This window comes from Rhodococcus wratislaviensis (assembly GCF_041228765.1).
In the GTDB taxonomy this organism is placed as follows: Bacteria; Actinomycetota; Actinomycetes; order Mycobacteriales; family Mycobacteriaceae; genus Rhodococcus_F; species Rhodococcus_F wratislaviensis.
Genome location: NZ_CP150488.1, coordinates 5,269,039 through 5,294,056 on the forward strand (window position 1 = coordinate 5,269,039; position 25,018 = coordinate 5,294,056).

Annotated in this window: 20 protein-coding genes and 1 pseudogene; 11 read left to right on the forward strand and 10 right to left on the reverse strand. The window is 66.2% G+C overall.

Annotation, left to right across the window (positions count from 1 at the left end; genetic code table 11):
* Window positions 1-492: 492 nt before the first annotated feature.
* Window positions 493-1,887 carry a DUF1254 domain-containing protein gene (locus tag WKC72_RS24295; protein ID WP_245973272.1) on the forward strand — a complete coding sequence of 465 codons (1,395 nt, stop codon included), beginning with the start codon at window positions 493-495 and terminating at the stop codon, window positions 1,885-1,887.
* A gap of 740 nt (window positions 1,888-2,627) precedes the next feature.
* Here WKC72_RS24295 and WKC72_RS24300 read toward each other — a convergent pair.
* On the reverse strand, window positions 2,628-3,167 hold the full coding sequence (locus WKC72_RS24300; RefSeq protein WP_370179740.1) for a hypothetical protein: 540 nt from the start codon (window positions 3,165-3,167) through the stop codon (window positions 2,628-2,630).
* A 209-nt stretch (window positions 3,168-3,376) separates the two neighbouring features.
* On the opposite strand from WKC72_RS24300, the gene WKC72_RS24305 reads away from it, so the two are divergent.
* A complete protein-coding gene (locus WKC72_RS24305) occupies window positions 3,377-3,799 on the forward strand; it encodes a PPOX class F420-dependent oxidoreductase (protein ID WP_268790610.1) in 423 nt (140 codons plus the stop codon).
* On the opposite strand, the gene WKC72_RS24310 is transcribed toward WKC72_RS24305, so the two are convergent.
* A complete protein-coding gene (locus WKC72_RS24310) occupies window positions 3,786-4,829 on the reverse strand; it encodes an Rv2578c family radical SAM protein (RefSeq protein WP_037237616.1) in 1,044 nt (347 codons plus the stop codon). The genes WKC72_RS24305 and WKC72_RS24310 overlap by 14 nt on opposite strands.
* A gap of 65 nt (window positions 4,830-4,894) precedes the next feature.
* Between WKC72_RS24310 and pip the strand changes: the two genes are divergently transcribed.
* The 4 genes and pseudogenes from pip to WKC72_RS24330 all read left to right on the forward strand — a co-directional run bounded on the left by pip (window position 4,895) and on the right by WKC72_RS24330 (window position 8,368).
* Window positions 4,895-5,896 (forward strand): prolyl aminopeptidase, encoded by a 1,002-nt coding sequence (pip, locus tag WKC72_RS24315; protein ID WP_370179743.1) that lies wholly within the window; start codon window positions 4,895-4,897, stop codon window positions 5,894-5,896.
* Window positions 5,897-5,919: 23 nt separating this feature from the next.
* Entirely contained in the window at window positions 5,920-6,318 is a 399-nt protein-coding gene (locus tag WKC72_RS24320) for a RidA family protein (protein ID WP_268790612.1), read from the forward strand.
* A gap of 63 nt (window positions 6,319-6,381) precedes the next feature.
* A pseudogene (locus WKC72_RS24325) lies at window positions 6,382-6,624 on the forward strand (cytochrome P450); the annotation flags it as partial.
* 385 nt (window positions 6,625-7,009) lie between these two features.
* Complete coding sequence (locus tag WKC72_RS24330; protein WP_370179746.1) at window positions 7,010-8,368, forward strand: MFS transporter; 1,359 nt, start codon at window positions 7,010-7,012, stop codon at window positions 8,366-8,368.
* Between the two features lie 206 nt (window positions 8,369-8,574).
* On the opposite strand, the gene WKC72_RS24335 is transcribed toward WKC72_RS24330, so the two are convergent.
* From WKC72_RS24335 to WKC72_RS24350, 4 genes are all read right to left on the reverse strand, one after another.
* On the reverse strand, window positions 8,575-9,417 hold the full coding sequence (locus WKC72_RS24335; RefSeq protein ID WP_370179748.1) for an enoyl-CoA hydratase-related protein: 843 nt from the start codon (window positions 9,415-9,417) through the stop codon (window positions 8,575-8,577).
* Between the two features lie 46 nt (window positions 9,418-9,463).
* A complete protein-coding gene (locus WKC72_RS24340; protein WP_370179750.1) occupies window positions 9,464-10,981 on the reverse strand; it encodes a class I adenylate-forming enzyme family protein in 1,518 nt (505 codons plus the stop codon).
* A gap of 82 nt (window positions 10,982-11,063) precedes the next feature.
* The gene (locus tag WKC72_RS24345; RefSeq protein ID WP_370179752.1) at window positions 11,064-12,491 is read right to left on the reverse strand and encodes an MFS transporter; all 1,428 of its coding nucleotides are present in this window, start codon (window positions 12,489-12,491) and stop codon (window positions 11,064-11,066) included.
* A gap of 57 nt (window positions 12,492-12,548) precedes the next feature.
* A complete protein-coding gene (locus tag WKC72_RS24350; RefSeq protein WP_370179754.1) occupies window positions 12,549-13,511 on the reverse strand; it encodes a 2Fe-2S iron-sulfur cluster-binding protein in 963 nt (320 codons plus the stop codon).
* Window positions 13,512-13,662: 151 nt separating this feature from the next.
* Between WKC72_RS24350 and WKC72_RS24355 the strand changes: the two genes are divergently transcribed.
* From WKC72_RS24355 to WKC72_RS24365, 3 genes are read left to right on the forward strand one after another with little or no spacing between them, the layout of a single operon-like run.
* Window positions 13,663-14,442 (forward strand): SDR family NAD(P)-dependent oxidoreductase, encoded by a 780-nt coding sequence (locus WKC72_RS24355; RefSeq protein ID WP_370179757.1) that lies wholly within the window; start codon window positions 13,663-13,665, stop codon window positions 14,440-14,442.
* 21 nt (window positions 14,443-14,463) lie between these two features.
* Window positions 14,464-15,369 carry an alpha/beta fold hydrolase gene (locus tag WKC72_RS24360; RefSeq protein WP_370179760.1) on the forward strand — a complete coding sequence of 302 codons (906 nt, stop codon included), beginning with the start codon at window positions 14,464-14,466 and terminating at the stop codon, window positions 15,367-15,369.
* Window positions 15,370-15,404: 35 nt separating this feature from the next.
* Complete coding sequence (locus WKC72_RS24365; protein ID WP_370179763.1) at window positions 15,405-16,061, forward strand: TetR family transcriptional regulator; 657 nt, start codon at window positions 15,405-15,407, stop codon at window positions 16,059-16,061.
* A 75-nt stretch (window positions 16,062-16,136) separates the two neighbouring features.
* Here the strand turns inward: WKC72_RS24365 and WKC72_RS24370 are convergent, their stop codons facing one another.
* The 3 genes from WKC72_RS24370 to WKC72_RS24380 form a co-directional block, all read right to left on the reverse strand.
* Window positions 16,137-17,633, reverse strand: a complete 1,497-nt coding sequence (locus WKC72_RS24370; protein WP_370179765.1) for an aldehyde dehydrogenase — start codon at window positions 17,631-17,633, stop codon at window positions 16,137-16,139.
* A gap of 19 nt (window positions 17,634-17,652) precedes the next feature.
* Window positions 17,653-18,477 carry a mycofactocin-coupled SDR family oxidoreductase gene (locus tag WKC72_RS24375; protein ID WP_370179767.1) on the reverse strand — a complete coding sequence of 275 codons (825 nt, stop codon included), beginning with the start codon at window positions 18,475-18,477 and terminating at the stop codon, window positions 17,653-17,655.
* A 220-nt stretch (window positions 18,478-18,697) separates the two neighbouring features.
* On the reverse strand, window positions 18,698-19,687 hold the full coding sequence (locus tag WKC72_RS24380; protein ID WP_370179769.1) for a GNAT family N-acetyltransferase: 990 nt from the start codon (window positions 19,685-19,687) through the stop codon (window positions 18,698-18,700).
* 200 nt (window positions 19,688-19,887) lie between these two features.
* On the opposite strand from WKC72_RS24380, the gene WKC72_RS24385 reads away from it, so the two are divergent.
* Both WKC72_RS24385 and WKC72_RS24390 read left to right on the forward strand, forming a co-directional pair.
* Window positions 19,888-21,057 carry an SRPBCC family protein gene (locus WKC72_RS24385; RefSeq protein WP_370179771.1) on the forward strand — a complete coding sequence of 390 codons (1,170 nt, stop codon included), beginning with the start codon at window positions 19,888-19,890 and terminating at the stop codon, window positions 21,055-21,057.
* A 53-nt stretch (window positions 21,058-21,110) separates the two neighbouring features.
* Window positions 21,111-22,262, forward strand: a complete 1,152-nt coding sequence (locus WKC72_RS24390; protein ID WP_370179773.1) for an acyl-CoA dehydrogenase family protein — start codon at window positions 21,111-21,113, stop codon at window positions 22,260-22,262.
* A gap of 271 nt (window positions 22,263-22,533) precedes the next feature.
* On the opposite strand, the gene WKC72_RS24395 is transcribed toward WKC72_RS24390, so the two are convergent.
* Window positions 22,534-24,969: a CaiB/BaiF CoA transferase family protein gene (locus WKC72_RS24395; protein ID WP_370179776.1), complete on the reverse strand. Its 2,436-nt coding sequence runs from the start codon at window positions 24,967-24,969 to the stop codon at window positions 22,534-22,536.
* Window positions 24,970-25,018: the final 49 nt, after the last annotated feature.

The following is a 25,018-nucleotide window of genomic DNA, read 5'->3' on the forward strand; positions in this document are numbered from 1 at the left end:
TCGGCGGCATCAGAACAGCAGCCGAGGCGGGGTTGCGCTCTTCTGCAGGTCACGGGCCTTGCTGTTGCATCGACCCAACAGGCACCGACATTGTCGGCGACGCTGCTCGTCGCGTACCCCTTCGCGGCGAGGACGGTCGGCGCGGCCTCGAGAAACCGGGACCGCCGCTCCGCCTTGCGCGCCGCGACCGGCCGTGCCCACGCACAATCAGGCTGCGGGAACAGGGAACTGGCACAGGGCACCCATCCGACCGCCCGGGGATTCGGATGTCGGGCATACCGGTGCCCCGCCGTCAAGCCTGCCGACGGCACGGCCCGGACCATTTCGTCGGGAAGACCATTACGCGGGCGAGGAGGGCGGCGAGTCGGGCTTCTCTTGTGATCAGGCGCGAGAGATCAGCCCGTTTCACCCGCTTCGGGTGAAGGCGCACTCCAGGCGGTATGCGAAGCATGAACGGAAGGGGTTGCCGGCCCGATGGCGGAGGTGTCGACGATGTTCGATGGTGACAGGACTCGATTCGAGGGCGGGTATCCCACCGAGGAGACGATTCGGCGGGCATACGAAGACGCGGATCTGGTGCGGGCGATCCAGTGTTACCGGTTCTTCTATCCGACCGTCTCGCTCGAGGCGACCTGGCGCGGCAACCTCTCGGGTGGGGTGGTGCCGAACAAGGTCTTCGCCCTGCTCGAGGGCACCCCGCAGCAGTTCGTGTTCACCCCCAACTCCGACACCCCGTATACCGGGCTGGCGCTGGACTTGAGCGGTGGCCCGATGGTGCTGGAGTTGCCCCCGGGACCGTTGATGGGCGCGGTCAACGACCTGAATCAGCTGTGGGTGATGGATATCGGGCTCCCAGGTCCGGCGAAGGCCGCGGGCGGCAAGCATCTGGTAATCCCGCCGGGATACGACGGCGTTATCCCCGACGATGTCTATTCGGGGCGGTCGACGACCAACCGGGTGCTGGTGCTGGTGCGGGCATTGCCGCAGGGCAAGGACGTCGCCGGTGCGATCACGCTGATGAAGTCGGTGACGGTGTACCCGCACGAACCGGTCGCCGAATGGACTGAGCCGACCTGGATCGATCTCAGCCGCCAGGCGGATCTCGATTTCACCCCGGTGCGGTGGGAGGACAATCTCCAGTACTGGCAGGTTTTGCACGACATCATCGACGCCGAACCCGCGTACGAGGGGTATCGGAGTCAGTACGGCGAGCTCGCCGCGCTCGGAATCGCCAAGGGCGCCCCGTTCGAGCCGGACGAACGGATGAGCATCATCCTGACCCGGGCCGCCGAACTGGGGCACGCCCAGCTGTGTGTGCAGTCGTTCGCCGACCGGCGTCCCGAACGCACGGTGTGGGAGGGGCGGCACTGGGAATGGGCGGTGCTCCGGCCGGAGAACGGAACATTCGAGACGGCGAACTACGTGGATCTGTACGCCCGGGAGAAGTGGTTTTACCAGGCGCAGATCGAATCCCCCGCGATGTTCGCCCGCAGCCCGGGCGCCGGATCGCTGTACTGGCTCGGACTACGTGACGCGAACGGTACCTACCTGAACGGCTCGAATACCTACACCCTGACGGTGCCGCAGCCGGTGCCGGCGAAACTGTTCTGGTCGATCACGGTCTACGACGCCGAAACCCGCAGTGAGATCCGGACCGAGCAGAACCGGGCCGCGCTCCGGTCGCTGTTCGAACTGTCCGACCTCGACCCGCAGGCCCCGATCGTGTTGCACTTCGGTCCGGACTCCCCGGCGTCGGAGGAGGCCGGCCGCTGGATTCAGACCCTCCCGGGGCAGGGCTGGTTCGTCTACTTCCGCATCTACGGCCCCGACGCGCCGGCGTTCGATGGGTCGTGGCAGTTACCGGATTTCGACAAGACGTCGCAGTGAGCGTCGCAGGAGGGTCGGTGGTGCACCTGAATGCCGGTGCGCATGGTGAACACCGTGTCCCGGGTCTGGTTCACCAGTGTCCCTTTCAGGGTGATCACATCACCGGTTCCTCGCGCCGCCCGAATGTTCTCGATCACCAAGAATCCGGTGACGATGTCGGCGGGGCGTACCGGCCGCACGAAGCGGAGTTCGCGGACGCCGCGGCCGGCGATGATGCGCCAGTGGGTGGCTGCGCACGGCCGTGTCGCAGGCGAAGCAATGGGTGCCGGCAACGAGGAGGTCGACGCGTCCGTAGCGGGTGCAGTGCCAGTTGCGACCATCGCCCGAGCAGGGCTCGCACACCTGTCCCCCGCCGCCGTCGTCACCGACGAGCGGACGACGGTGGCCGCAGTGGGTGCAGGGAGCGAGGTCGCGCCGCAGGTGTCGGTAGCAGGGGGCCGCAGACCGGAAAGACGGTGCCCCACTCCGAGAACGGCAGATTCGATGCGATCCCGATACTCGCCCGTTCCTTGGATCGGGGCGCGGCGAAAATGAGTAGTGGGTGTGACCGGCATGACGGCCACACCCACACTGCGAGAACTGATGATCAACTCGACCAATCCGGACTTCGCACCGCCAGCAAAGAGCGGTGATTCAAAGGGCGATTCCAAGGACGTCCCCTGCGTCCGACGGGGCAGGTAAGGCCGGCTCGATCACAGCCCACAGGTCCGCACTCGAGCCCGTCATTTAGCACAGATGCTCTATGGGACAGGGAAGGTGCCGAGCCCCGGGTGGACCAGTATCTGGTACCCATCGACCGGAGGGTACGCGCCGACGTCGGCGACCGCGGCGATCATCCCGCTGCCGGTGACGACCGTCGCGGGCGCGTATCGGCACCAATCCCCCGGTGCGGTGGGCCCACTGGGGTCGCGCTCCACAAGTTGGAGGGCGATGGTGCCGGCGACGCCGGTGGTCAGGTTCCGCCAATTCACCGACACGGCGACGCAGTATCTCGAGGTCGTCGCGGAACGCTCCACCGCAAAGGCCACTACGCCGGATGCACCCGTCGTTGCCGACGGTGTCACCGTCGACAGCGGCGGCGGGTAGTCACAGGCCAACACGGTCAGCAACAGGCATCCTGCGACGAACCGCACCGGGACCTGGAACGCCGTGGTCGTCGCTGCCGGGACCGGTGGCGTGTCCGCCATCGCGGTGACGGACGAGCAGATCGGGATCGCGAGGACCGCCACCGATGCCGCGGCCCAGGCTACGAACGAACGACGAATTCCTGCACGACGCACGGCGTCAGCCTCTCGAGTTGGATCCATCCCGACCCTGGTGCAGTCTCAGGCTACCCGCTGCGTGGCAGCGCAGACCTGGCAATGGCGTACGGGACAGGCCCCCGGGTACCTCCTACGCGGCGCTCGTCATCCATCATCGCGTCCGCCATAAGCAGACACGCTCTAGTGTCGACACCGTGACATCGGGTGACATCGAAAAGGAGACTTCCATGTCGTTCACGGACGAAGAGATCGCCTACCTGCGGTCGCAGCCGATCGCTCGCGTCGCCACCGTAGGCGCAGACGGGCAACCCGACGTGGTTCCACTCGCATTCGAGTTCGACGGAACCGACTTCTGGGTGGGAGGTTCCGGCCCGTCGGTCGCCGGTACCCGCAAGTTCCGGAACATCCGGGCCGGGAACGCCAAGGTGTCGTTGGTCGTCGACGACCTGGTGTCGTTCGAACCGTTCGTCGCGCGGTCCATCCGGATCTACGGCACGGCCGATCAGCCGGTGGAACGGGACGGCATGGTCGGCCCCGGCCTCTATGTTCGCATCGCACCGGCCATTTCGTGGAGCTGGAACATGGCGGGAGAACCTGCCGGCACAGAGTGGTACGAGCCGAAGCGGACGGTTCACGTCAGAAGAGAGTGAGCGCCGCCCCGGGACGACCGGCTCCGACCAGTTCACCGCGATCGGACTCGACGGCCTCGGTGTTCCCGGCCTCGCGATGGTTCGCCCCACCGCCCAGGCCGTACCGGTCGACGAGAGGGTCGACTCGCTGCTTCAGCCACGACTTGTATTCGGGCGGAACGTAGGCCGCCCGCCCGTACAACTGCCGGTACTGACGGACGAGCGCCGGATGCTCCGTCGACAGCCAGTTCATGAACCAGCCCTTGGTGCTACCGCGCAGGTGCATCGGAAAGACGGTCACACCCGAGGCGCCGGCATCGGCGATGGATTCGAGTAGTCCGTCCAGATGCCGCACCGAATCGGTCAGGAAGGGAATGACGGGGGCCACCATCACATTGCAGGGCAGGCCGGCGTCCGTGATCGCCCGGATCAGATCGAGGCGCGCCTTCGGAGTGGGCGTTCCCGGCTCGATCGATTTCTGAAGGTCGGGATCGTGGATCGCGAGCGACACGCCGATGCTGACCGGCACCTGCTGGGCGGCGAGAGCCAGCAGCGGGAGGTCGCGTCGGAGCAACGTCCCCTTGGTCAGAATCGAGAACGGGGTGGCGGATTCGGCCAGCGCGCGAATGATGCCGGGCATCAGGCGGTACCGGCCTTCCGCTCGCTGATAGGGATCGGTGTTGGTGCCGAGCGCCACGTGTTCACGCTTCCACGACCGACGCCCCAGCTCCTTGCGCAGCACCGCCGCGACATTGGTCTTCACGACGATCTGACTGTCGAAATCGCGGCCCGCGTCGAGGTCGAGGTATTCGTGGGTGGGCCGCGCAAAGCAGTAGCGACACGAGTGCGAACATCCACGAAAGGCGTTGACGGTGAACCGGAACGGCAGCTGTGACTCCTCGGGCATCTTGTTCAGCGCGCTCTTGCACAGCACCTCGTGGAAGGTGATGCCGTCGAACTCGGGTGTCTGCACGCTGCGCACGAGCCCGGCGCGTTCCAGCCCCGGCAGTGCACCGTCGTCGGCGTCGACCGCTTGCCCATCCCACCTCATGAGTACATGCGAACATTTGTTCTAACCGGTGTCAAGGCTTCGCCGGATCGGACTACTGTCGACGTGTGACCGCCAGGGACGCCAACGGCCTCTATCCCGCGACCGAACCACACGCGAACGGCAGGATCGACGTCGGCGACGGACACCTCATCCACTGGGAACAGTGCGGAAATCCCGCCGGCAAACCTGCAGTGGTGCTGCACGGCGGCCCCGGCTCCGGGTGCACTCCGGGAATGCGGCGGTACTTCGATCCCGAGCTGTACCGCGTCATCCTCTTCGATCAACGCGGCTGCGGCCGAAGCACTCCTCACGCGAGCGATCCGCGCGTCGACCTCTCGACCAACACCACCGACCACCTCGTCTCGGACATCGAACGCCTGCGTGCGGAACTCGGCATCGATCGATGGCTCGTCCTCGGCTGGTCGTGGGGTTCGACTCTCGGTCTGGCCTACGCCCAGGCGCATCCAGGCCGTGTGTCCGAACTGGTACTCGGTCTGGTCGTGACCACCACCGCTCGCGAAGTCGAATGGGTCACGCGCGATGTGGGACGGTTCTTCCCCGCCGAGTGGGCCCGATTCCGGGACGGGGTTCCGGTCGCGCAGCAAACAGGCAGCCTCGCCGAGGCGTACAACGACCTCCTCGAGGATCCCGATCCCTCCGTGCGATACGAGGCAGCACGGAAGTGGTGCGAGTGGGAAGACCGGCATGTCCACGTCACCGCCGACCACCGCGCCAATCCGCGGTACGAGGATCCCCGGTTCCGGGCCTGCTTCGCACGCCTCGTCACCCATTACTGGCGGCACACGGCGTGGCGAGGCGACAGCGAGATCCTCGACCGCATGCACCGAATCGCGGAGATTCCCGGCGCGCTCGCCCACGGGCGTCTCGACCTGAGCGGACCCCCGGACATCGCCTGGACACTCGCGCAGGCCTGGCCCGCTGCAACACTCGACGTCGTCGACGGCGCCGGACATGCTGCCGGTCACCCGGGGATCGCCGAGCGTATGACGTCCGCGACGGCACGGTTCGCGGAGCCGGAACGGGAACTCCGTCGACCGCACTGGTGAGCGTCAGATCGGGGCTTGCGACAATGTCGCTCATGTCGAACAGAAACAACATCTCGTCCGGTTCCGAGTGGGAGGCCAAGATCGGCTATTCCCGTGCCGTGCGCATCGGTCAGCTCGTGTCCGTGTCGGGCACCACGGCGTCGGGTCCCGACGGCCCCGTCGGCGGAAACGATCTCGGCGAACAGACCCGGGAGGCGCTGCGCCGGATCGAGGCAGCACTCACGGAGGCCGGCGCGAGCGCGACCGATGTGATCCGCACCCGCATGTATCTCACCGACATGAGCCGGTGGGAAGAGGCCGGCATCGCGCACGGCGAGGTCTTCGGCGAGATTCGTCCCGCCACCACGATCCTCGAGGTCAGCGCGCTGATCGCCCCCGGCCTGCTCATCGAGATCGAGGCCGACGCCGTCATCGGCGACTGACCGACGCGGGGAGGCGGCACCTCACCCACGTACACCTGTCCGCCTCCCCGCACATCAGCGCTGTTCGGCGACCCTGACGAACTACAGATCGAACGGCATCCCAACCGCCACATCGGGTTCGGCGCCGGTCCGCATCGCTGTCTCGGCTCCCATCTCGCACGGCTCGAGCTGAGACTGGCCCTGGAGGAAATCCACAAGAGAATCCCCGAGTATGCCCTCGTCCCGGGCAGCCCTGCGGTCTTCCATTCGTCCCAGGTCCGTGGATGCGAGAAGCTGCCGATCACCTTCTCACCGTCGACGCGCTGATACGCCTCGGGCCGCAAGATACGGTCCGCACGCAGACGGAGGGTCCCCTGACGAGACTCCGGGGACCCTCCGGCATGTGTCCCACCACCGAGGCAACCGAAGACAGCACCGGATAGTCGGCCTGCGGCCGCTACACTCCCCGGCGCGACAGAAGCCGGCCTCGGTAGATGGATTCGGCAGTCGCCCGTCGTGCAGAAAACAGTCTCCACCTACCTCGATGAACAACGACCTTCAGTTTGATGAACTGCGTTTCGATCATTCCTCCGCGCAGCATCGGCGATGCGCTGCAACCAATAGACAAACCTATTGCCTGTAGAATAGTGTGTCGTGAGTCACTCGATCTGTCCCGAGGCGATGCCCCGGGACTCATACGCGCGAGGTATTCATGACCGAAAACACAACCGCTGGTAGAGAATCCGCCGCTGATGCGAACTCTGGGCGCTCCCCTGCAGACTCGCGACGCGCGAGCCGGGCCGCCTTCATCGGCACGCTCCTCGAATACTACGACTTCAGTCTCTACGCCTCGGCCGCCTCGGTAGTCTTCGCAAGTGTCTTCTTTTCCGGGTCGAGCCCATTCCTTGGAACACTGCAAGCTGTAGGCACTTTCGCGGTCGGCTTCCTGGTCCGCCCCCTGGGTGGCGCGATCCTCGGCAGTCTCGGCGATCGCATCGGCAGGAAGCGAATTCTCGTCTTCACGATGCTGCTGATGGGCAGCGCCACAATATTGGTCGGTCTTCTCCCCGGCTACGGACAGATCGGCTGGGCGGCACCGGTCATGTTGGTGCTGCTGCGAATTCTGCAGGGAATCGGCGCAAGCGCCGAGTATGGCGGCGCGACTCTCGTAGCCGTCGAATTCGCACCCCAGCGGAAGCGCGGCCTGCTCGGTTCACTCCCGGGCATGGGAGCCGCTCTCGGTGGAGTTCTGGGAACGACTTCGCTACTTCTGGTATCCGCTGTGTTGTCCGAGGAGGACTTTCTCGGATGGGGCTGGCGTGTTCCGTTCCTATCCAGCGTCATGATCCTCGCCTATGGATTGTGGCTTCGCCGCAGCCTGCCCGAGACACCTGCGTTCCGCGAGATCGAAGAAACCGACCGCATCGCGAGCTCTCCGGTCTTCGACGTGATCCGTATGCAGCCACGGGCCCTTATGACCGTTCTCGTCATGACCATCGGCCAGACCGGAATCGGCTACTTCTACATCGTCTTCATGGGCACGTTCGGCAAAAACCAGTTGGGACTCACGGGGACCGAGATTCTGATCGGATTGATCGCCGCGCAGCTCACGAATGCCGTGCTGATTCCGCTGTTCGGAGCATTGTCCGACCGAGTCGGGCGCCGGCCGGTGATCGTGTTCGGATTCCTGTACAGCGCCGTGTTCGCGTGGGTGGGACTCACCGTCCTGTCGAGTCAAGGCACGCCCACTATGTATTGGGTGATCCTGGCCCTGGGCAACGGAGTCGGAGTTGCCGCAATCTTCGGGCCGATGGGCGCATACGTCACCGAGATGTTCGAGACCGAGCACGCCTACAGCGGCCTCGGCCTCGGCCGCGAAGCGGGCAACGCACTCGGTGCCGCAATCGTGCCGGTAGTGGCCGTCGCGTTGGCCTTCGACAACACCACATTGTGGCTCAGTGCGCTGGTATGTGTCATCTCATTGCTCGGCTTTGCAGGAACCGTGACATCTCGCGCCCGCCAGTCGGCGGACGAGACACCCGATCGTGTCAGCTCGCCTGCACTGACCTAGCTTTCACGACCATCGAGCCCCATTACGTCACGCGTCCGATCGAACATCCGATCGGACGCGTGAGGTGGTTGGGGCGCACGAATCTCGCCGGCGGCAAGGCTCGGGCGCGCCCACTACCGTTCTTCGATCAGCAGCGAACCAGCGTCTACGGCTCAGCGACGAGCCGTCCGCCGCTGCGTACGCTTCACCACTTTCCGCATCTCCGCTCAGTCGAAGAGCGTGGGTAACCCGTCGGACACCGATTGGGGAAAGGCGGGCTGGCGCTTGTCGAGGAACGCCGCGACTCCCTCGCGGACGTCGGCGGACGTGCCGCGCACATGAATGGCGATCGACTCGGCCCGGTGCGCTACCTCGGGGCTGTCGGCTCCGAGCATTCTCCACATCAACTGCCGGGTCAACGCAACGGAGACCGGGGACGTGCCGGCCGCCAGTTCCCGAGCCACCTCGATCGCTCTCGGCAGCACACGGTCGGCGGGGACGACCTCACGGACGAGGCCGCGTTCGAGCGCCTCCGGCGCGGACACCATCTTTCCGCCGACGGTCCATTCGACGGCGGTCGAGATCCCGACGATCCGAGGCAGGAACCAGGTGGAACAGGCCTCCGGTACGAGCCCGCGACGGGTGAACACGAATCCGAACTTCGAGGTGTCCGAGGCGATCCGGACGTCGGCGGGCAGCGTCATCGTCACACCGACGCCCGCAGCTGGACCGTTGATCGCGGCGATCACAGGCTTCGTCGACCGATAGATCCGCAGCGACGCCTGCCCGCCCGAATCCGGTGGAGCCTCGCCGGTTTCCGGATCGTCGTCCGTGACGAACGTGTCGCCGCCCGCGGCGAGGTCGGCACCGGCGCAGAAGGCCCGGCCGGTTCCCGTGACGACGATCGCGCGTACGGTGTCGTCCGCATCGCACTCGTCGAAGACCTCGATGATCCGATCCCGCACCTCGAGAGTGAAGGCGTTGAGTCGATCCGGACGATTCAGGCGCACTATCGCGATCTCACCGTCCCGCTCGAGCAGGACCACGCTCTCTCGGTCGATACTCGTCATGAATTGCTCTCTTTCGTCGTGTGTGGTCCGTTCCGCGCAGGGCGTGTCAGCGCACCTTCGAGAACCTCTCGGATACATCGCGGTACTCGGATCTGATCGCGGTCTTCGACAGCTTTCCGCTCGGGAGGCGCGGCAGGGGTTCGTTCCGGATCACGACGTATCGGGGGACCTTGTAGTCGGCGACGAGTCGGTCGCAGTGTTCGACGATGGCCGCTTCGTCGACGTCACCGCTCACCGTCACGATCGCGGCGGGAGTCTCACCGAACCGTGGGTCCTTCGCGGCGATCACCGCCACTTCCTCGACTCCGTCGATCTCCCCGATTACACGCTCGAGTTCCACCGGTGAGATGTTGATTCCTCCCGTGATGATGAGATCCTTGAGCCGATCGACGAACTGCAGGCGCCCCTCGCTGTCACGGGTTCCCAGATCTCCGCTGTGCAACCAGCCGTCGCGCAGCGCCGCCGCGGTGGACTCCTCGTCGTTCCAGTAGCCGGGCGTGACACCGGGGCCGCTGAGGAGTATCTCGCCTTCCTCGCCGGGGGCGGACTCGATCCCGTCCGGGCGAACCACTTTCATCTCGGTGAAGATAGAGCCGTTTCCGCACGTCCCGGGGTGGTCGAACGCTTCGCTCACGAGCGTGGCGGTCGCGACTCCCCCGGCCTCCGTCATTCCGTAGATCTGACGCAGCGCGACGCCCTTGTCCGCCCACCGCTGCAGCAGGGCGGGTGCGACTGCGGCGCCGCCGACGATCGCCGTGCGGAGGGAACCGAGGTCGGCGTCGTCGAATTCCGGGGCACGGGAGATGGCGTCGAAGATCAACGGGACACCGAAGAGGGCCTGGACCCGATGTTCGCTCAGCAATGCGGCGGCACGTCCCGGCTTCAGCTCACGTTCGATGATGATGGTGCCGCCCAGCACGGTGGTCATGAGGAGACCCCACACGAGGCCGGGCGTGAAGACGAGCGGTAGCACCAGCAGCGTCGTCGCCCCGGGCCGCAGCCCTTCTTCCGTCAGCGACGCCTCGAAGACGATGTTCAGCAAGGTGCGATTGGTACAGATCACGCCTTTGGAGAGCCCGGTCGACCCGCTGGTGAACAGCAGCGCCGTCGGTTCGTCCGGGGCGACATCGATCCGGAAGTCGTCGACGCCGCCGCTGCGCAGCGCGGAGAATACCTCGAAGGGCATCGAGTCGAACGTCGCGCCCAGTACCCGCGTCGCGTCGACCGAGTCGCCGAGTTCCGCGGGCGCGAGCACCAGCCGGGCGCCCGCGTCGTCGACCACTTTACGGAGTTCCGCGGGCTTGAGCCGAGGGTTCAGCGGTACGAGGACCGCGCCCGCCTTGAGCACACCGAGGGCGATGGCGGGCCACTCGAGCGAGTTCGGGCCGAGGACACCCACCCGATCCCCTGGCCCGATCCCGGCCTCGGCGATCCGGCGAGCAATTCGGCTCGACCAGTCCTGCAATTCCCGGTACGTGAGCGCGTCGTCATCGACGACGATCGCCCGCTGGTCGCCCTTCGTCGCCGCCCACCAGTGCAGTGCCGACCCGATTGTCGCAGCCATATCCACTCAACCTTCCGCCGTCGCCACCGGGCGACATCGATGTAGCGGCAGACACAGTGCGCCACCGCTCGAAACCTATTATCTATAGATTAACTGATGCTGCACCGAATCGGACACCCGGATCGGCGTGATCCCTCCAAAAGCGTTCCGCACAAGCGATTACCAGTCCGGCGGCACCCGCCGACGCTCCTCCCGCCCAGAACGCGATCACGAACGCCCGTTCGGACGCCAGGTCCGTCCCCGCGACTGTCACGGACGCCAGCAACGTCGCCACCAGGGCACTGGCGAGCGAACTGCCGACGGTCCGCGCAATGGCGTTGATGCCGTTCGTGAGCCCGGTGAAGTCGGACGGCACCGCGTCGACGAGCAGCGACGGCAACGCCGCGTAGGACGCGCTCACGAAGATGTTGATCACGACGAGCGCCACGACCACCTGCCACAGCCGGGTGTGGGCCAGAGCCAGCATCCCGAACCCGGCCACCCCGATACCGCAAGCAGCGATGAGCACACGGTCGGCGCGGAACCGGTGAATGAATCGGCCGCTCGCCGATGCCGCGGCCACTCCCGCCACCGAACCCGGGAGCAGCACGAGGAGGCTGGTACGGAGCACCGACGCGTCGAAGCCGTATCCGACGGCGGCGTGCGATGCCTGGACGAACTGCGCCGCGGCGAGAAACTGGATGTACATCGCCATTCCGACGAGGAACGCCGCGAGGTGAGTGCCCGCCACCCGCCGGCCGGACAGCAGCATCGGCGGGACGAGGGGTGTCCGGGTCCGCCGCTCGTGCAGGTACCAACCCACCGAAACGACGACCCCCAGTGTTCCGACACCGATCGTCTGTGCGGAGGACCAGCCCCACCGACCACCTTCGGCGAGGGCGATCAGGATCGCGGAGAGCCCCACTGCCATCAGTCCGACGCCGGCCGGGTCGACACCCTCGCGGGACCGGGCCGCCCCACCGCGAGGGACGGCCACCCAGGCAACGACGAGGGCGGCGAGGTTCAGCCCGACGAGCAGCGCGAACACCCGCCGGAAGTCCGCACCCTCCGTGTACATCACACCGGCGGCGATCATGCCGAGTCCCCCGCCGACCGCCAGGATCCCCGACATCAGCCCGATGGCGGTCAGGAGCCGGCGCGACTCGAGGCGCCCTCGCAGCACTGCGACGCCGATCGGGAACAGCGCGAACGACACCCCTTGGAGAACTCGACCGAGGGCGAGCAGCGGGAGGTGTTCGGTGACAGCGCACAGCACGGAACCGACGAACACCAGAACGAGAGTCCCCAGCAGCACCGGGCGCGGACCGCGCCGGTCGGCGAGTCGACCCAGGACCGGCGTGGATACTGCCGCGGCGAGCAGGTTCGCCGTGACCACCCAGCCCACGGCAGCCGAATCGACACCGAGTTGCGACGCCATGGCGGGGAGCAGCGGCACGACTGCCGTCTGCATCACGGCCGTCGTCATGACGACGAAGCACAGCGCCGGGACCAGCAGCCGATCACGTTTCACGGAGGGTCGAGCCGGGTTCGTGACCGCCACCGACTCTGCACCCGTCGTCACCATCTGTCAGAGATCCAGGATCAGCCTCGGAGTGCAACTCCGGGACACGCAGATCATCATGGCGTCGTTCTCCGCCTGCTCGTCCTCGCTGAGAACGGAGTCGCGATGGTCCGGGATGCCGCCGAGTACCGCGACCTCGCACGTTCCACAGGTTCCCTCCCGGCAGGAGAAGTCGGCGTCGACGCCTTCGCGGAGGACGGCGTCGAGAACGGTCTCGTCCGCGCCGACCTGCACCGTCAGCCCCGATCGCCCGAGTTCGACCTCGAATGCGCCGTCGTCGACGCCCGCCGGAAGATCCTTCGGCGCGAAGCGCTCGACGTGAAGTGTGACGTGTGGGCGTTCTCGGCATGCCGTTTCGATGGCCTGCAACAGCGGTTCCGGCCCACAGCAGTAGACGACGGTTCCGGGTTCGACACCGTCGAGGGCCGTGGCGAGATCGAGGTGTCCGTACTCGTCCTGCGGGCGGACGAGTACACGATCCGGGTGCGCTGCCGTGAGTTCGTGGGCGAACGCCATGCTCGCGCGGGTCCGCCCACCGTAGAGCAGACTCCACGGCGTTCCCTTCGCGTCCACTTCCCGCGCCATGGGGAGAAGAGGTGTGATCCCGATTCCTCCCGCCACGAACAGGTACGAGTCGGCATCGACGAGTGCGAAGTGGTTTCGGGGGCCCCCCACGGTGACGAGGTCACCGGGTTCGAGCTTGTCGTGGACGCGGATCGAGCCACCTCGACCGTCGGCCTCACGTAGCACGGCCACGGCCAGCGACGTCGTGTCACCGGGATCCCCGCACAGCGAGTACTGCCGGGTGGTCGTGTCGTCGAGGACCAGCTCGATGTGCGAACCCGGTGTCCAGGCCGGGACCACAGCACCGTCCCTGTCCACCAGAGTGACTCGCACGACTCCTTCGGCAAGCGTTTCCTTGCCGGCAACCTGCATCTGACGCCGTTCCTGGTTCGCATTGCTGGTCATTCGCAGGTCTCGTTCCACTCGGTTCCGCTTGCACGTAAATCTTATGCGATTAGATTAATGCCACGCAAGACGCCCACCGGAGGTGTTGCCCCGCGGCGGTCTCGTGCGATAAACCTATTAACATTAGAATTATGGATGGGAGACGTCGCTCATGAACCTGCCGACAACCGAATCGGTGCTCGACCTGTTTCGCCTGACCGACTCCGTGGCCGTCGTCACCGGCGCGGGCAGCGGCCTCGGTGCGGGTTTCGCGTGCGCACTCGCGGAGGCGGGCGCAGATGTCGTGATCGCCGCGCGACGACGCGACCGACTCGAGGCGGTCGCCCGATCGGTGACCGAACGCGGTCGCGACTGCCTTGTCGTCCCCACCGACGTCACCGACCCCCAGCAATGCGACGCGCTGGCTCAGGCGACGGTCGACCGGTTCGGCAGGCTCGACATCCTGGTGAACAATGCCGGCGTCACCCATGCCGCACCCGCCACCCGCGAGCGACCAGAGGACTACCGGTCGGTGCTCGACGTGAACCTGTTCGGCTCCTACTGGGCCGCGCAGGCGTGCGCCCGTGTCATGGGACCCGGTTCCAGCATCATCAACATCACCAGCATGCTCGGTCTGGTGAAGTCCGTGCTCCCGCAGGCCGCGTACTCGTCCAGCAAGGCGGGCCTCATCGGGCTGACCAGGGATCTGTCGCACCAGTGGTCCGGACGGAAGGGCATCCGGGTCAACGCGATCGCACCGGGATTCGTCGACACCGACATGATCGGCGAAATGTCGGCCGAGACACTCGCGGCCTTCCTCCACGACTGTTCACTCGGACGGACCGCCACCCAGCGCGAACTCGACGCGGCGGTGGTGTTCCTCGCCAGCAGGGCCTCGGGCTACATCACCGGGTCGACGCTGGCCGTCGACGGCGGAACTTCCGGTCACTAACCGACGAAAGGCGACAACATCATGCCGATCACCACGCTTCGCACCGAACTCCGAGGCGACGGAGTCCTGCTCACCGCCGACCGATGGGAGCCGGCCGGCCCGAGGAAGGGGATCGTTCTGCTTCTCCACGGCGGTGGACAGACCCGCCACTCGTGGCAGCGCACCGGATTTCGTCTCGCCGACAACGGTTGGTGCGCAATGGCGATCGATGCCCGCGGTCACGGCGAGAGCGAGTGGGCCGAGGACGGCGACTACAGCAGCGATGCCCACGCGCGGGACCTCGCGGCCGTCGCCGCCGGTCTCGACGAGCCTCCCGTGCTGGTCGGCGCGTCGATGGGCGGAATGGCGTCGTTGATCGCACAGGGCGACCGCGGCATCGGCCGCGCGCTGGTCCTCGTGGACATCACACCCCGCGCCGAGCCCGGCGGCCTCGCCAAGATCACGTCGTTCATGGAAAGCGGCCTCGCCGGTTTCGACACACTCGACGACGCGCTCGCCGCCGTCGTCGCCTACAACCCGCACCGCCGCCGTCCGCCGCGCATCGAGGGCCTCCGCAAGAACCTTCGCCATCGCGACGGACGCTGGTACTGGCACTGGGATCCTCGGATGATCACGTATCGGGGGAACAGTCTCGACGAGGCCGCGGTCCGGGAGACCCGGGCCCGTGCCGCGGCGCGCGCGGTGACCGTACCGACGCTCCTGATCCGGGGTGCCCAGTCCGACGTCGTCAGCGCAGACGGTGCACGTGACCTGCTGGAACTGATTCCGACGGCCCGTCACATCGATGTCGGAGGCGCCGGGCACATGGTCAGCGGGGACGAGAACGACCTGCTCAGCGGCGGTCTGCTCGATTTCCTCGACACAGAGGTCGCCTACACCCATAAGGTGACCACGACCCGCTACGATTCACCTCATCATGCCAATTGACCACTCGAGCGAACACCCCCACCGGAAAGCCTGATATGCCCCGACCATCGAAGCCCCTGATCAGCCGTGCAACTGCGGTGCAGGCGTCCATCGAAATCATCGATTCCGAGGGACTCGAGGCATTCAGCCTGCCGCGACTGGCCAAGCACCTCGGAGTACAGGCGCCGTCGCTGTACCACCACTTCGCGGACAAGAGCGAGATCCTCTCCGCAGTGGCGCGTCACATCGCCGGCGCCTCCGTCGTCCGTCCCCGCCGCAAGCCCGGGCCCGACTGGCCGGAGTTCTTCGTGGCGTTGAGCATGAATTTCCGACAGGCAATTCTGCGGCACCGCAATGCGGCACCGATCCTCCTTCAGTATCTGCCCCGGGACATCCTGATCGGCACGTACGAGGACACGGCACGATTCCTCTTGGACTCCGGTGTGCCGACGCATCTTCACGTCCAGATCCTGGACGGAATGGAGACGCTGTCCGTCGGTGCCGTCCTCACGGAGGCGATGCGCAAGCCGAGTACCCGAGCCACGATCTTCCCGAACGTCGATCGCGAGTCTCAGCCCCTCCTTGCCGAAGCTCTTGCCGCCAACGAACTCTCGTCGAAGCGGCTGTTCGAGGAGATGATCCGCAGCTTCCTGTACGGGGTGATGCGGAACGACGCAGGTGCCGGAAACGCAACCGAGGAACGCTCGGCCTGAAGCGTCTCCGGCCGAGAAGACGATGGGCCCCTGGTCGGTATTCCAGGGGCCCATCGTCGTGTCTGCGCCCGGCACCTACTCCGCGGTCGCCGGCATGTGTACCGTCTTGGTCTCGAAGAACTCCTCGAGGCCCTCGATCCCGCCTTCGCGCCCGACGCCGGATTGCTTGTACCCGCCGAACGGCACCGTGAAGTCGATGATCGCGGCGTTCACACTGATCGTTCCGGTCCGGATACGCTGCGCCACCTCGAAACCGTGGTCGAGGTCGGCGGTGTACACCGCACCGGAGAGCCCGTAGATCGAGTCGTTGGCGATGGCGATCGCCTCCTCCTCGTCCTCGTAGGTGATCACGGAGATGACCGGACCGAAGATCTCCTCCTGCGCGACTCGCATGTCGTTGCGTACGCCGTCGATCAGGGTCGGCTCGACGAAGAAGCCCTGTTCGACCCCGGCGGGGCGGCCGCCGCCGAGCACGATCGTCGCGCCCTCCTCCTCGGCCGCAGCGATGTAGCTCTCGACGCGGTCACGCTGCCGTTCCATGGCGAGCGGACCGAGGAATGTCGTCTGCTCCCACGGATTCCCCATCGGCAGGAAGCTCAGCGCACCCTTGAACGCCTCGATCACCTCGTCGTGACGCTTGCGTGACACGAGGACCCGCGTCAGCGCGATACACGCCTGACCGCTCTGCATGCAGCCACCCATCGGGAGAGACTGCATGACATGCTCCAGATCGGCGTCGTCGAGAATGATCGCCGCCGACTTCCCACCGAGTTCGAGGGACACGCGCGCGATGCGCTCACCGGCGAGAGACATGATGCGCCGCCCCGCGAGAGTGCTTCCCGTGAAGGTGATGTGATCGACGGCGGGATTGGTGACCAGGGTCTCGGACACCTCGCGATCGGCGCAGAGAACGCTGACCACACCGTCGGGAATTACTCCCTCCGCAGTCAGCTCACCGATGATGTCGGCGAACACGGACGGCGACAGCGGGGCCTCCGGCGCCGTCTTGAGGATCACCGAGCAGCCTGCGGCGAGGGCCGGTGCCACCTTGAACGCGATCGTCCCGATCGGCCCGTTCCAGGGGATGATGGCCGCGACGACACCGGTCGGTTCCTTGAGGATCCGGGAGATCCCGCCGTCGGCCCGGGTCCGGTCCTCGCGGGTGGAGAAGTCACGAGCCACCGAGGCGACGGCACGGAACAACCCGGCGGCCATCTGCTGGGTCGGGCCACTGACCGCCACGGGGATACCGACCTCGACGACCCCGAGCGGGGTCAATTCCTCGACCCGGGCCTCGAGGCGGTTCGCGATCTCGTCGAGGACGTCGGCGCGTTCGGCCAACGTGCGCGACGCCCACTCACCGGAATCGAACGACGCGCGCGCCGCCTGCACGGCACGCTCGACGTCTTCCGTTGTAGCGCTACGGATCCGCGCAGCCTGCTTCTCCGTCCACGGATCGACGAGGTCGATCCACTCGTCTCCCGTCGACTCCACCCAATGGCCGCCCACGAACACCTGCTGGCGATCGGCGATCTTCGGCGGCGCTGCGGCCGCCGACTCTGTTGTCGTCATGGTCGGAAATTCCCTTCACTCAGCGGTTGTTGTAGCCGGCATCGACCGGCAGGGTCACGCCCGTGACGTACCGCGCTTCGTCGGATGCGAGGAACACGATTGCGTTGCTGATGTCGACAGCCTCGATCAGCTCGACCGGCATCGGATTCTTGTAGGACTCGTCGTTCGCGACCTCGGGGTGCGAATTCACGAACTCGCCGTACTCGGCATTCGCCACCATGGGGGTGTTCACCCCGGTGGGATGCACGGTGTTGACTCGAATGCTGTGCTTCGCGAGCTGCTTCGAGTACAGCCGCATGAGACCGACCACGCCATGCTTGGCGGCGGAGTAGCCGGCCTGACCGGGGAACGTGTTGAGCCCGATGCTGGTCAGGCCCGCCGCGGAGCTGGTGATGACGATCGAGCCACCCTTTGCTCGCTCGATCAGCCCGGGCACCGTGACCTCCAGGACGTGCCACACACCGGTGAGCATCACGTCGATGGCGTCGTGCCACGCCTGCGGCTGATCACCGGGTTCGATGACGGGCATGATGCCGGCGTTGGGCAGGACGATGTCGACGTGCCCGAACTGTTCGATCCCGGCGTCGTACGCACGCTGGACGTCCGCCCGATTCCGGACGTCGCCCACCGACGTGACGATGGAGCCGCCGGCCTCCTTGACCAGACGTTCGGTCTCGGCGAGGTCGTCCGTGGTGGCCATCGGATAGAACACCGAGTCGATCTGCTCGCAAATGTCCATCGCGATGATCGAGGCACCCTCCTCCGCCAGTCGAATGGCGTGCGAACGTCCTTGTCCGCGAGCCGCACCGGTGATGAATGCGACCTTTCCCTCGAGTCGTGCCATGACGAGTCCTCTCGTAACTACTGAGTTGTGAATGTCGCTGGTGTGCAGAAATGTCGCGCAAGGATGCGCGGGGCATGAGTACAGGATGTGAGCTGGGATTCGAGGAGCGTCTTCCGGATGCCCTCGTCACGAACCCCTCTTGTGAGCCGTGTCACAGGACAGTAGCGCGGCGCTCGCCGCGCGTCAACAGTGGAACACATATCGTCATTTGTCTCATGCCTCAGAGATATCCGGGAGGCTCGTGCCACTCGCCGACCTGGTAACACGTGTGAGCCTCCTCCTGCTCGAACGACAGCAACCGGCAGAGGCGGACGGCGCCGTCGTCGTCGGGATCGATTCTCATCAAGCCGATCTGGGCACCCGCGTCACGCAACACCTCGAGCGCCCGCACGAGCAGGCCGGCACCCAATCCACCGCCACGCGCCTCCTTTTCGAGCACCAGCGCTCGGATCCACGCGGCCCGCAAATCGAGGTGCGTGTGCAGCAACGGGTCCAACCAGACGAAACCCTGAGGCCGGCCCGTGTCGTCGGACGCGAGAACCACGGATCCGGTTCCGTCGGCTCGGCTTTCCGAGAGCTTCTCGAGCTGTGCCGGCGGCATTCCCGAACGGCTCAGTACGTCGTCGAGCGCCTTCAGCGACTGCGGGTCGTCCAGCGCTCGCGGCGACTCCAGCACCGATCCTCCGGGGAGGTGCACCGGATCGAGCGGAACCGCAAAGGGACCGGTCAGGCTACGAAACAGCGTCCACAACCGGCTGACCGACGAGATCCCGAACCTGCGCGTCAGGCGCTCGGCCGCCGGATGCGTACCGAAGGCCCAGGTGCGCAGCCCGCGCGCACCGGTACCCATCCAGCCGTCCGGCCGGTCCACGTCGAGGCCGAGCTCCTCGACGAGCAACGTCGCGATTCCCCGCGATCTATAGTCGGGGTGCACGACGAACTGGACCGTCCCGAGGCCGCCTTCGTCCACAGCCAGATGCAGGTACGCCACCACCACGAGTGGCGCATCCTCGAGGGCGCTGAGACCACGACGTGCCTTGACGGCAAGATGCGATACCCGCACTCCCTTCCGCGAACAGGCCGTGACGTCCCGCGGTTCGACACGCGAGAACCCGGCCTCGCCGTCGTATTCCGCGGCCGCGGCCACCAGAGCGAGAACTTCGTCGCGATCGTCGTCTGCGAGTTCCTCGCGCCATTGACAGGAAATCATCCGTATCACTCCTCATCGGACGGTGTCCCCTAAACCTAATGCCCATTGATAAAACCCGCAACGACCGGACCTGCGAGGGTTTACACATAAATCTATTTGAGTTAGATTTAGAGGGTCGATCCACACCGCATTCGGAGTCGGTGGCGGGTAGCGGCGACCACGCCGGCCCATCGACTCCGCACGACACTGGAGGAAACGCAATGACCGAGGTCGGAGCACCCCGCGAGGAACGCATTCGCCGCGCCCTGGATCACCTGCGCAACGACACGACGGACGAGTTCGACCACATCACCTGGTTCCGGCCGGAGGAGTTCACCGATCCCGCCGTGGCGAAGCAGGAACGCGACCTCATCTTCGGGCGAGTTCCCTCGATCGTCGCGCACGGCTCCGAAATCCCCCGCGCGGGTGACTTCTTCACCCTGCAGATGCCGCGGAACAACATCATCGTCGTCCGCCAGCGCGACGGCGGCGTCAAGACGTTCGTCAATCTGTGCCGGCACCGGGGTGCCCTCCTCGAGAAGGAAGAGAAGGGCCGGTGCCGCCTCTTCTCCTGCCCCTACCACCGGTGGTCGTACGACACGGACGGCACACTGCGGACGATCACCCGCGACAACACGTTCGGGGAGGCCGACACCACGAACATGGGCCTCGTGGAATTGCCGACCGAGGAACGTCACGGTTTCATCTGGGTCGTGGACGAGGCGAACGCCGAGATCGACGTGGCGGGCTGGCTCGGCGAGGAGATGGATACGATCCTCTCCGGTTACGATCTCGGTTCCAAGATCGCCTTCCAGTCCGAGGGCTTCGACGAGCCGGTGAACTGGAAGATCATGCAGGACGCCTTCCTCGATGGATATCACATCCAGTACGCCCACCCCAATACTGCGGCCAAGCACATCCACACCAACGTGATGGCCTTCGAGGACTTCGGCAGGCACTGCCGTTTCATCGCCCCGCGCAAGTCGATCGATCGGTGGATCGAGGAGGATCCCGGCGACCGGAGCCTGGCCAAGGACATCACGGAGACCCACTTCCTGCTCCCCAACAGCACACTGCTGCGGCAGCCGGATCACTTCCAGCTCCTCACCTTCCGGCCGCACCCCACCGATCCGCAGCGCTGCCGCATGGAGATGCGCCTGATCGTGCCGCCGGTCGCGGACACCGAAATGACCGAGGAGAAGTGGACTCGCCTGTGGAACAAGAACTGGGAGATTCTTCTCGCAGTTCTCCACGCGGAGGACTTCCCGCTCCTGAGGGACTCCCAGCACGGAATGACCAGTGCCAACGCAGGGCGGATGGTACTGGGCCAGAACGAGGTTGCCAACCAGGTCTTCCGCCGGGAAACGCAGAAACTGCTGGCAACGAACTGACAACACATGATCTGCGGGGCGCCCGACGGGCGTCCCGCATCAGGGAGGAATACATGCAGAGCGATCTGTTCGACCGGGACCACGAGTTGTTCCGCGAATCCGTGCGGGGATTCGTCGACAAGCACGTGGTGCCCCAGCTCGAGAAATGGGATGCGGACCGCCTGATCGATCGCGAGACCTGGCTGGCAGCGGGCCGTCAGGGCCTGCTCGGCCTGCCCGTCCCCGAGGCGTACGGCGGGCCCGGCGAACTCGACTACCGCTTCCGTTTCGTTATCCAGCAGGAGATCGCCCGCGTCGGCGCATCGGCGCTGCAATCCGGTTTCTCGACGAACGACGACATCGTCCTGAACTACCTGCTCCGTCATGCCGACGACGAACAACGTCGCCGCTGGCTACCCGGATTCGTCACCGGCGAGACCATCGGTGCGATCGCGATGAGCGAGCCTGCCGCGGGCAGCGATCTGCGCGCCATCCAGACCACCGCGGTCGCCGACGGCGACACCTGGGTGATCAACGGGTCCAAGACGTTCATCACCAGCGGAATCCTCGCGGACCTCGTGATCGTGTTCGCGAAGACGGATCCCTCTGCCGGCTCCCGCGGCTTCAGCCTCTTCGTCGTCGAGGACGGGACGCCGGGATTCACCCGGGGTCGCAAGCTGGACAAGCTCGGTCTGCACGCCCAGGACACTGCCGAGTTGTTCTTCGAAGACGTCCGCATCCCGAAGGAGAATCTGCTCGGTGAGGTCGGTTCGGGATTCGCGTACCTGATGCAGAGCCTTCCCCTCGAACGACTCGGTATCGGGATCGCCGCGCAGGTGTCCGCGGAGGCGGTGCTCGGCTGGACCCTCGACTACGTCAAGGAACGGACGGCCTTCGGCAAGCGGGTCGGAGAATTCCAGGGCCTCGGCTTCACGCTCGCCGAACTGCAGACGGCCGTCGAGGTGTCCCGTGCGTACATCGACCGGTGTGTGCGAGAGCACAATGCGGGCACTCTCACTGCGGTGGACGCGGCGAAGGCCAAGCTCTGGGCGACGGAATTGCAGGGCCGCGTGATCGATGCGGGGGTGCAGTTCCACGGCGGCTACGGGTACATGATGGAGTATCCCGTCGCCAAGGCGTACATCGACGCAAGAATCCAGCGTATCTACGGCGGTACCAACGAGATCATGAAGGAAATCATCCATCGAGATCTGATGAAGGCCTGAATTGTCCCGACGACAAGGGGTGCGGCGAAGAGTGATTCGCCGCACCCCTTGTCGTCGCTTCTCATCCTCGCACCCGACGGGAATCTACACTACCTAGGTACGATCCGACGGGTCGGCGGTCGCGCCCACCTGCCATGCCGTTGCGCCCCTGCCCTGACGACCCGGCCGACCCCTCGCAGACCCATGCTGTCCACGGAAGGCATGCCGGGTCCGATAGTTCGGTCGACTGCCCGCACCGTTCCTTCCTCCGGAAGGAACGGTGCGGGGGCTGTCACCTTGCGGCGGTCGTAGTGGGTGCGGGTGCCCCGATCGGTGACGGATCCGCAGCGGGGGGTTGCAGAATTCTCTCGGCCACCAGACGATCCACTTCCGCGGTCGTCATGCGCAGCACGTCCTCGCAGATCTCACGGCTGTGCTGCCCGGCGACCGGGGCCTGACGCAACGGCGGATCGGGGATGGTCGAGAAACGCGCGACGCGGGCTGCGGTGGGCAACGCCTTGGGTAGCAAGTCGTGGTGCGTGACCGTGTAGGCCTCGCGAGCCGCCAGATGCGGATCGGAGAGCAGTTCGGGGAGGCGAAGCATCATCCCGGCAGGCACCCCCGCCGCCTGCAACGCCGCGACAGCCGCTGTCGGGGAGAGCGTCCGCAACCATTCGCCCAGCACGTCGTCGACGTCGACGCGGTTCCGAACCCGCTCGGCCTGTGTGCGGAACGCTGGAACGTCCGCCAGTTCGGGCGTGCCGATCGCGGCGCACAACCGAACCCAGTCGTCGTCATCCCGGACCGACACGACGCACCATTCGTCGTCACCCGCGCAGGCGAACACTCCGGCCGGCGCAGCGAAGGGGTCGGAGTTGCCGGGTGCGGAGACGGTGCCGGGGCGCAGCGATTCCGTCGCCAGTTGAGCGCCGAGTTGGACGAGTGCGGTGTCCGCCTGCGCCACCTCGAGCGCCGCCCCCCTCCCCGTGCGCGTCCGTTGAATCAGCGCAGCGAGCACGGCGATCGCCGTGACGTGAGCGGCGATGTGATCGGGGTAAACAGTCGAACCGTCGCAGAGCAGCTCATCGTTTCCCGGGTATCTCCACAGGGCGGACACCCCAGACGCCGCACGGACCAACGGGCCGTACCCGAGTCGCGTGTTCCAGGGTCCGGTACTACCGAACGCGCTGCTCTCGGACACGATGATGCGCGGGTTGAGGGTGGCGAGTTCGTCGAAGGAGAAACCCATCGATGCGAGCGTGCCGGGTTTGAAATTGGCCAGAACCACATCGGCCTCGACGACGAGACGGCGGAACAACTCCTTGCCCTCCGGGCTGCGCAGGTCCAGGCCCAGGCTGCGCTTGTTGCGGTGCCCCCAGGCCACGGACGCGGCCAGCGCCGCGCCGCGCTTCGACTGGCGGAGCCCATCGGGGAACGTGGCGTTCTCGACCTTGATGACGTCGGCACCGTAATCGGCGAACTGGCGGCTGAGTTCGGCACCGAAGACGATGACGCCCAGATCGAGGACGCGTAGGCCGTCGAGAGGGCGTGTGCCCGGTTGCGGTGTCCGGGAATCCTCGCGGAGGTGCGGGTCCCGCTGCGCGCGGGACAGCACATCGTGTTCCCCGAGTTCGGGCGCCGGGGTCCGGATTCCGAGGCGTGAGCCGTCGATCGACACGTATCCCGTCGGAACCCGCGCGTGCATCCCCGTCGCGATCTCCACGTCCGCGAGCGCACCGGCAACCTCGAAGTGTTCGGTCGTCAAAACTTCCCCGAGCGAGAGGACACCGCCGACGGGCACGCCCCTGGCCGCACCCTCCGCGACGAGTTGGTCGCGGGTGCGAGTCGCGAAGAGCGCCTCGATGAGGGGGTGCAATGTGTCTGCGGCGGCGAAACGAGCCGGAATCGTGTCGAACTTCGGATCGGCGAATTCTTCCGGCTGCCCGAGCCAGTCGAACATTCCCCGCCACTGCCGTTTGGCCAGCAGACAGATGCGCACGTGCCCGTCGGCACAGGGGAACACCGGATAGAAGTTCGACGCGTCCGGCCGCCCGCGGGGAAAGTCGTCCGAGCGTCCCGCGGCCGCAGAACCCTGTGTGCCGAATCCGGGATCGAAGCCGTGAACGAGCGCTTCGAAGGCGGACAGATCCGCGACGTGGCCGCGCCCGGTCCGGAGGCGGTCGTAATACGCGAGCAGCGCCGACCACGCAGCGTGCATCCCCACGGTCTCTTCGACCAGACCGGCCGGCGGGAGGAGCGGTTCGGCTCCGGGAGCGCCGGAGCGGGACAGCACACCACTGAGTGCGTACAGCACCGATTCCGTGGCTGCCCAGTCCCGGTAGGGTCCGGTCTGTCCGAACGGTGTGACCGACACGCATACCAGTGACGGTGCGAGAGCGGAGAGTTCCGCCGTGCCGACCCCACGCTCACTCAGGTGGCCCGGAGCGTGCGATTCCACCAGGATGTCGGATTCCACCACGAGTTGCCGAAGCCGGTCCCGGCCGGCGGCATCGTCGAGGTCCACCACGATGCCCCGCTTGTTCGCGTTTCGGAGCGCGAACGGGACGCTGACACCGTCCACGACGGGCTCGGCGCGGCGTGAGCGCGCGCCTCCCGGACCTTCCACCTTCGTCACCTGCGCACCGAGGTCTGCGAGGTAGCGGCCACACGACTCGCCGAGGCCGTCGGTGAGGTCCAGGACGCGGACACCGGTCAGCGGTAGCGTCATCGTCTGCTCCGTTCGATCATGTCTCAAAAGTCGATGAATGGTGTTCTTG

Excerpts from the sequence above, each read along its gene's own strand:
- WKC72_RS24295 (WP_245973272.1), top strand. The coding sequence starts at position 493 with ATGTTCGATGGTGACAGGACTCGATTCGAGGGCGGGTATCCCACCGAG.
- WKC72_RS24305 (WP_268790610.1), top strand. The coding sequence starts at position 3,377 with ATGTCGTTCACGGACGAAGAGATCGCCTACCTGCGGTCGCAGCCGATC.
- WKC72_RS24310 (WP_037237616.1), bottom strand. The coding sequence starts at position 4,829 with ATGAGGTGGGATGGGCAAGCGGTCGACGCCGACGACGGTGCACTGCCG.
- WKC72_RS24320 (WP_268790612.1), top strand. The coding sequence starts at position 5,920 with ATGTCGCTCATGTCGAACAGAAACAACATCTCGTCCGGTTCCGAGTGG.
- WKC72_RS24330 (WP_370179746.1), top strand. The coding sequence starts at position 7,010 with ATGACCGAAAACACAACCGCTGGTAGAGAATCCGCCGCTGATGCGAAC.
- WKC72_RS24335 (WP_370179748.1), bottom strand. The coding sequence starts at position 9,417 with ATGACGAGTATCGACCGAGAGAGCGTGGTCCTGCTCGAGCGGGACGGT.
- WKC72_RS24340 (WP_370179750.1), bottom strand. The coding sequence starts at position 10,981 with ATGGCTGCGACAATCGGGTCGGCACTGCACTGGTGGGCGGCGACGAAG.
- WKC72_RS24350 (WP_370179754.1), bottom strand. The coding sequence starts at position 13,511 with ATGACCAGCAATGCGAACCAGGAACGGCGTCAGATGCAGGTTGCCGGC.
- WKC72_RS24355 (WP_370179757.1), top strand. The coding sequence starts at position 13,663 with ATGAACCTGCCGACAACCGAATCGGTGCTCGACCTGTTTCGCCTGACC.
- WKC72_RS24360 (WP_370179760.1), top strand. The coding sequence starts at position 14,464 with ATGCCGATCACCACGCTTCGCACCGAACTCCGAGGCGACGGAGTCCTG.
- WKC72_RS24365 (WP_370179763.1), top strand. The coding sequence starts at position 15,405 with ATGCCCCGACCATCGAAGCCCCTGATCAGCCGTGCAACTGCGGTGCAG.
- WKC72_RS24370 (WP_370179765.1), bottom strand. The coding sequence starts at position 17,633 with ATGACGACAACAGAGTCGGCGGCCGCAGCGCCGCCGAAGATCGCCGAT.
- WKC72_RS24375 (WP_370179767.1), bottom strand. The coding sequence starts at position 18,477 with ATGGCACGACTCGAGGGAAAGGTCGCATTCATCACCGGTGCGGCTCGC.
- WKC72_RS24380 (WP_370179769.1), bottom strand. The coding sequence starts at position 19,687 with ATGATTTCCTGTCAATGGCGCGAGGAACTCGCAGACGACGATCGCGAC.
- WKC72_RS24385 (WP_370179771.1), top strand. The coding sequence starts at position 19,888 with ATGACCGAGGTCGGAGCACCCCGCGAGGAACGCATTCGCCGCGCCCTG.
- WKC72_RS24390 (WP_370179773.1), top strand. The coding sequence starts at position 21,111 with ATGCAGAGCGATCTGTTCGACCGGGACCACGAGTTGTTCCGCGAATCC.
- WKC72_RS24395 (WP_370179776.1), bottom strand. The coding sequence starts at position 24,969 with ATGACGCTACCGCTGACCGGTGTCCGCGTCCTGGACCTCACCGACGGC.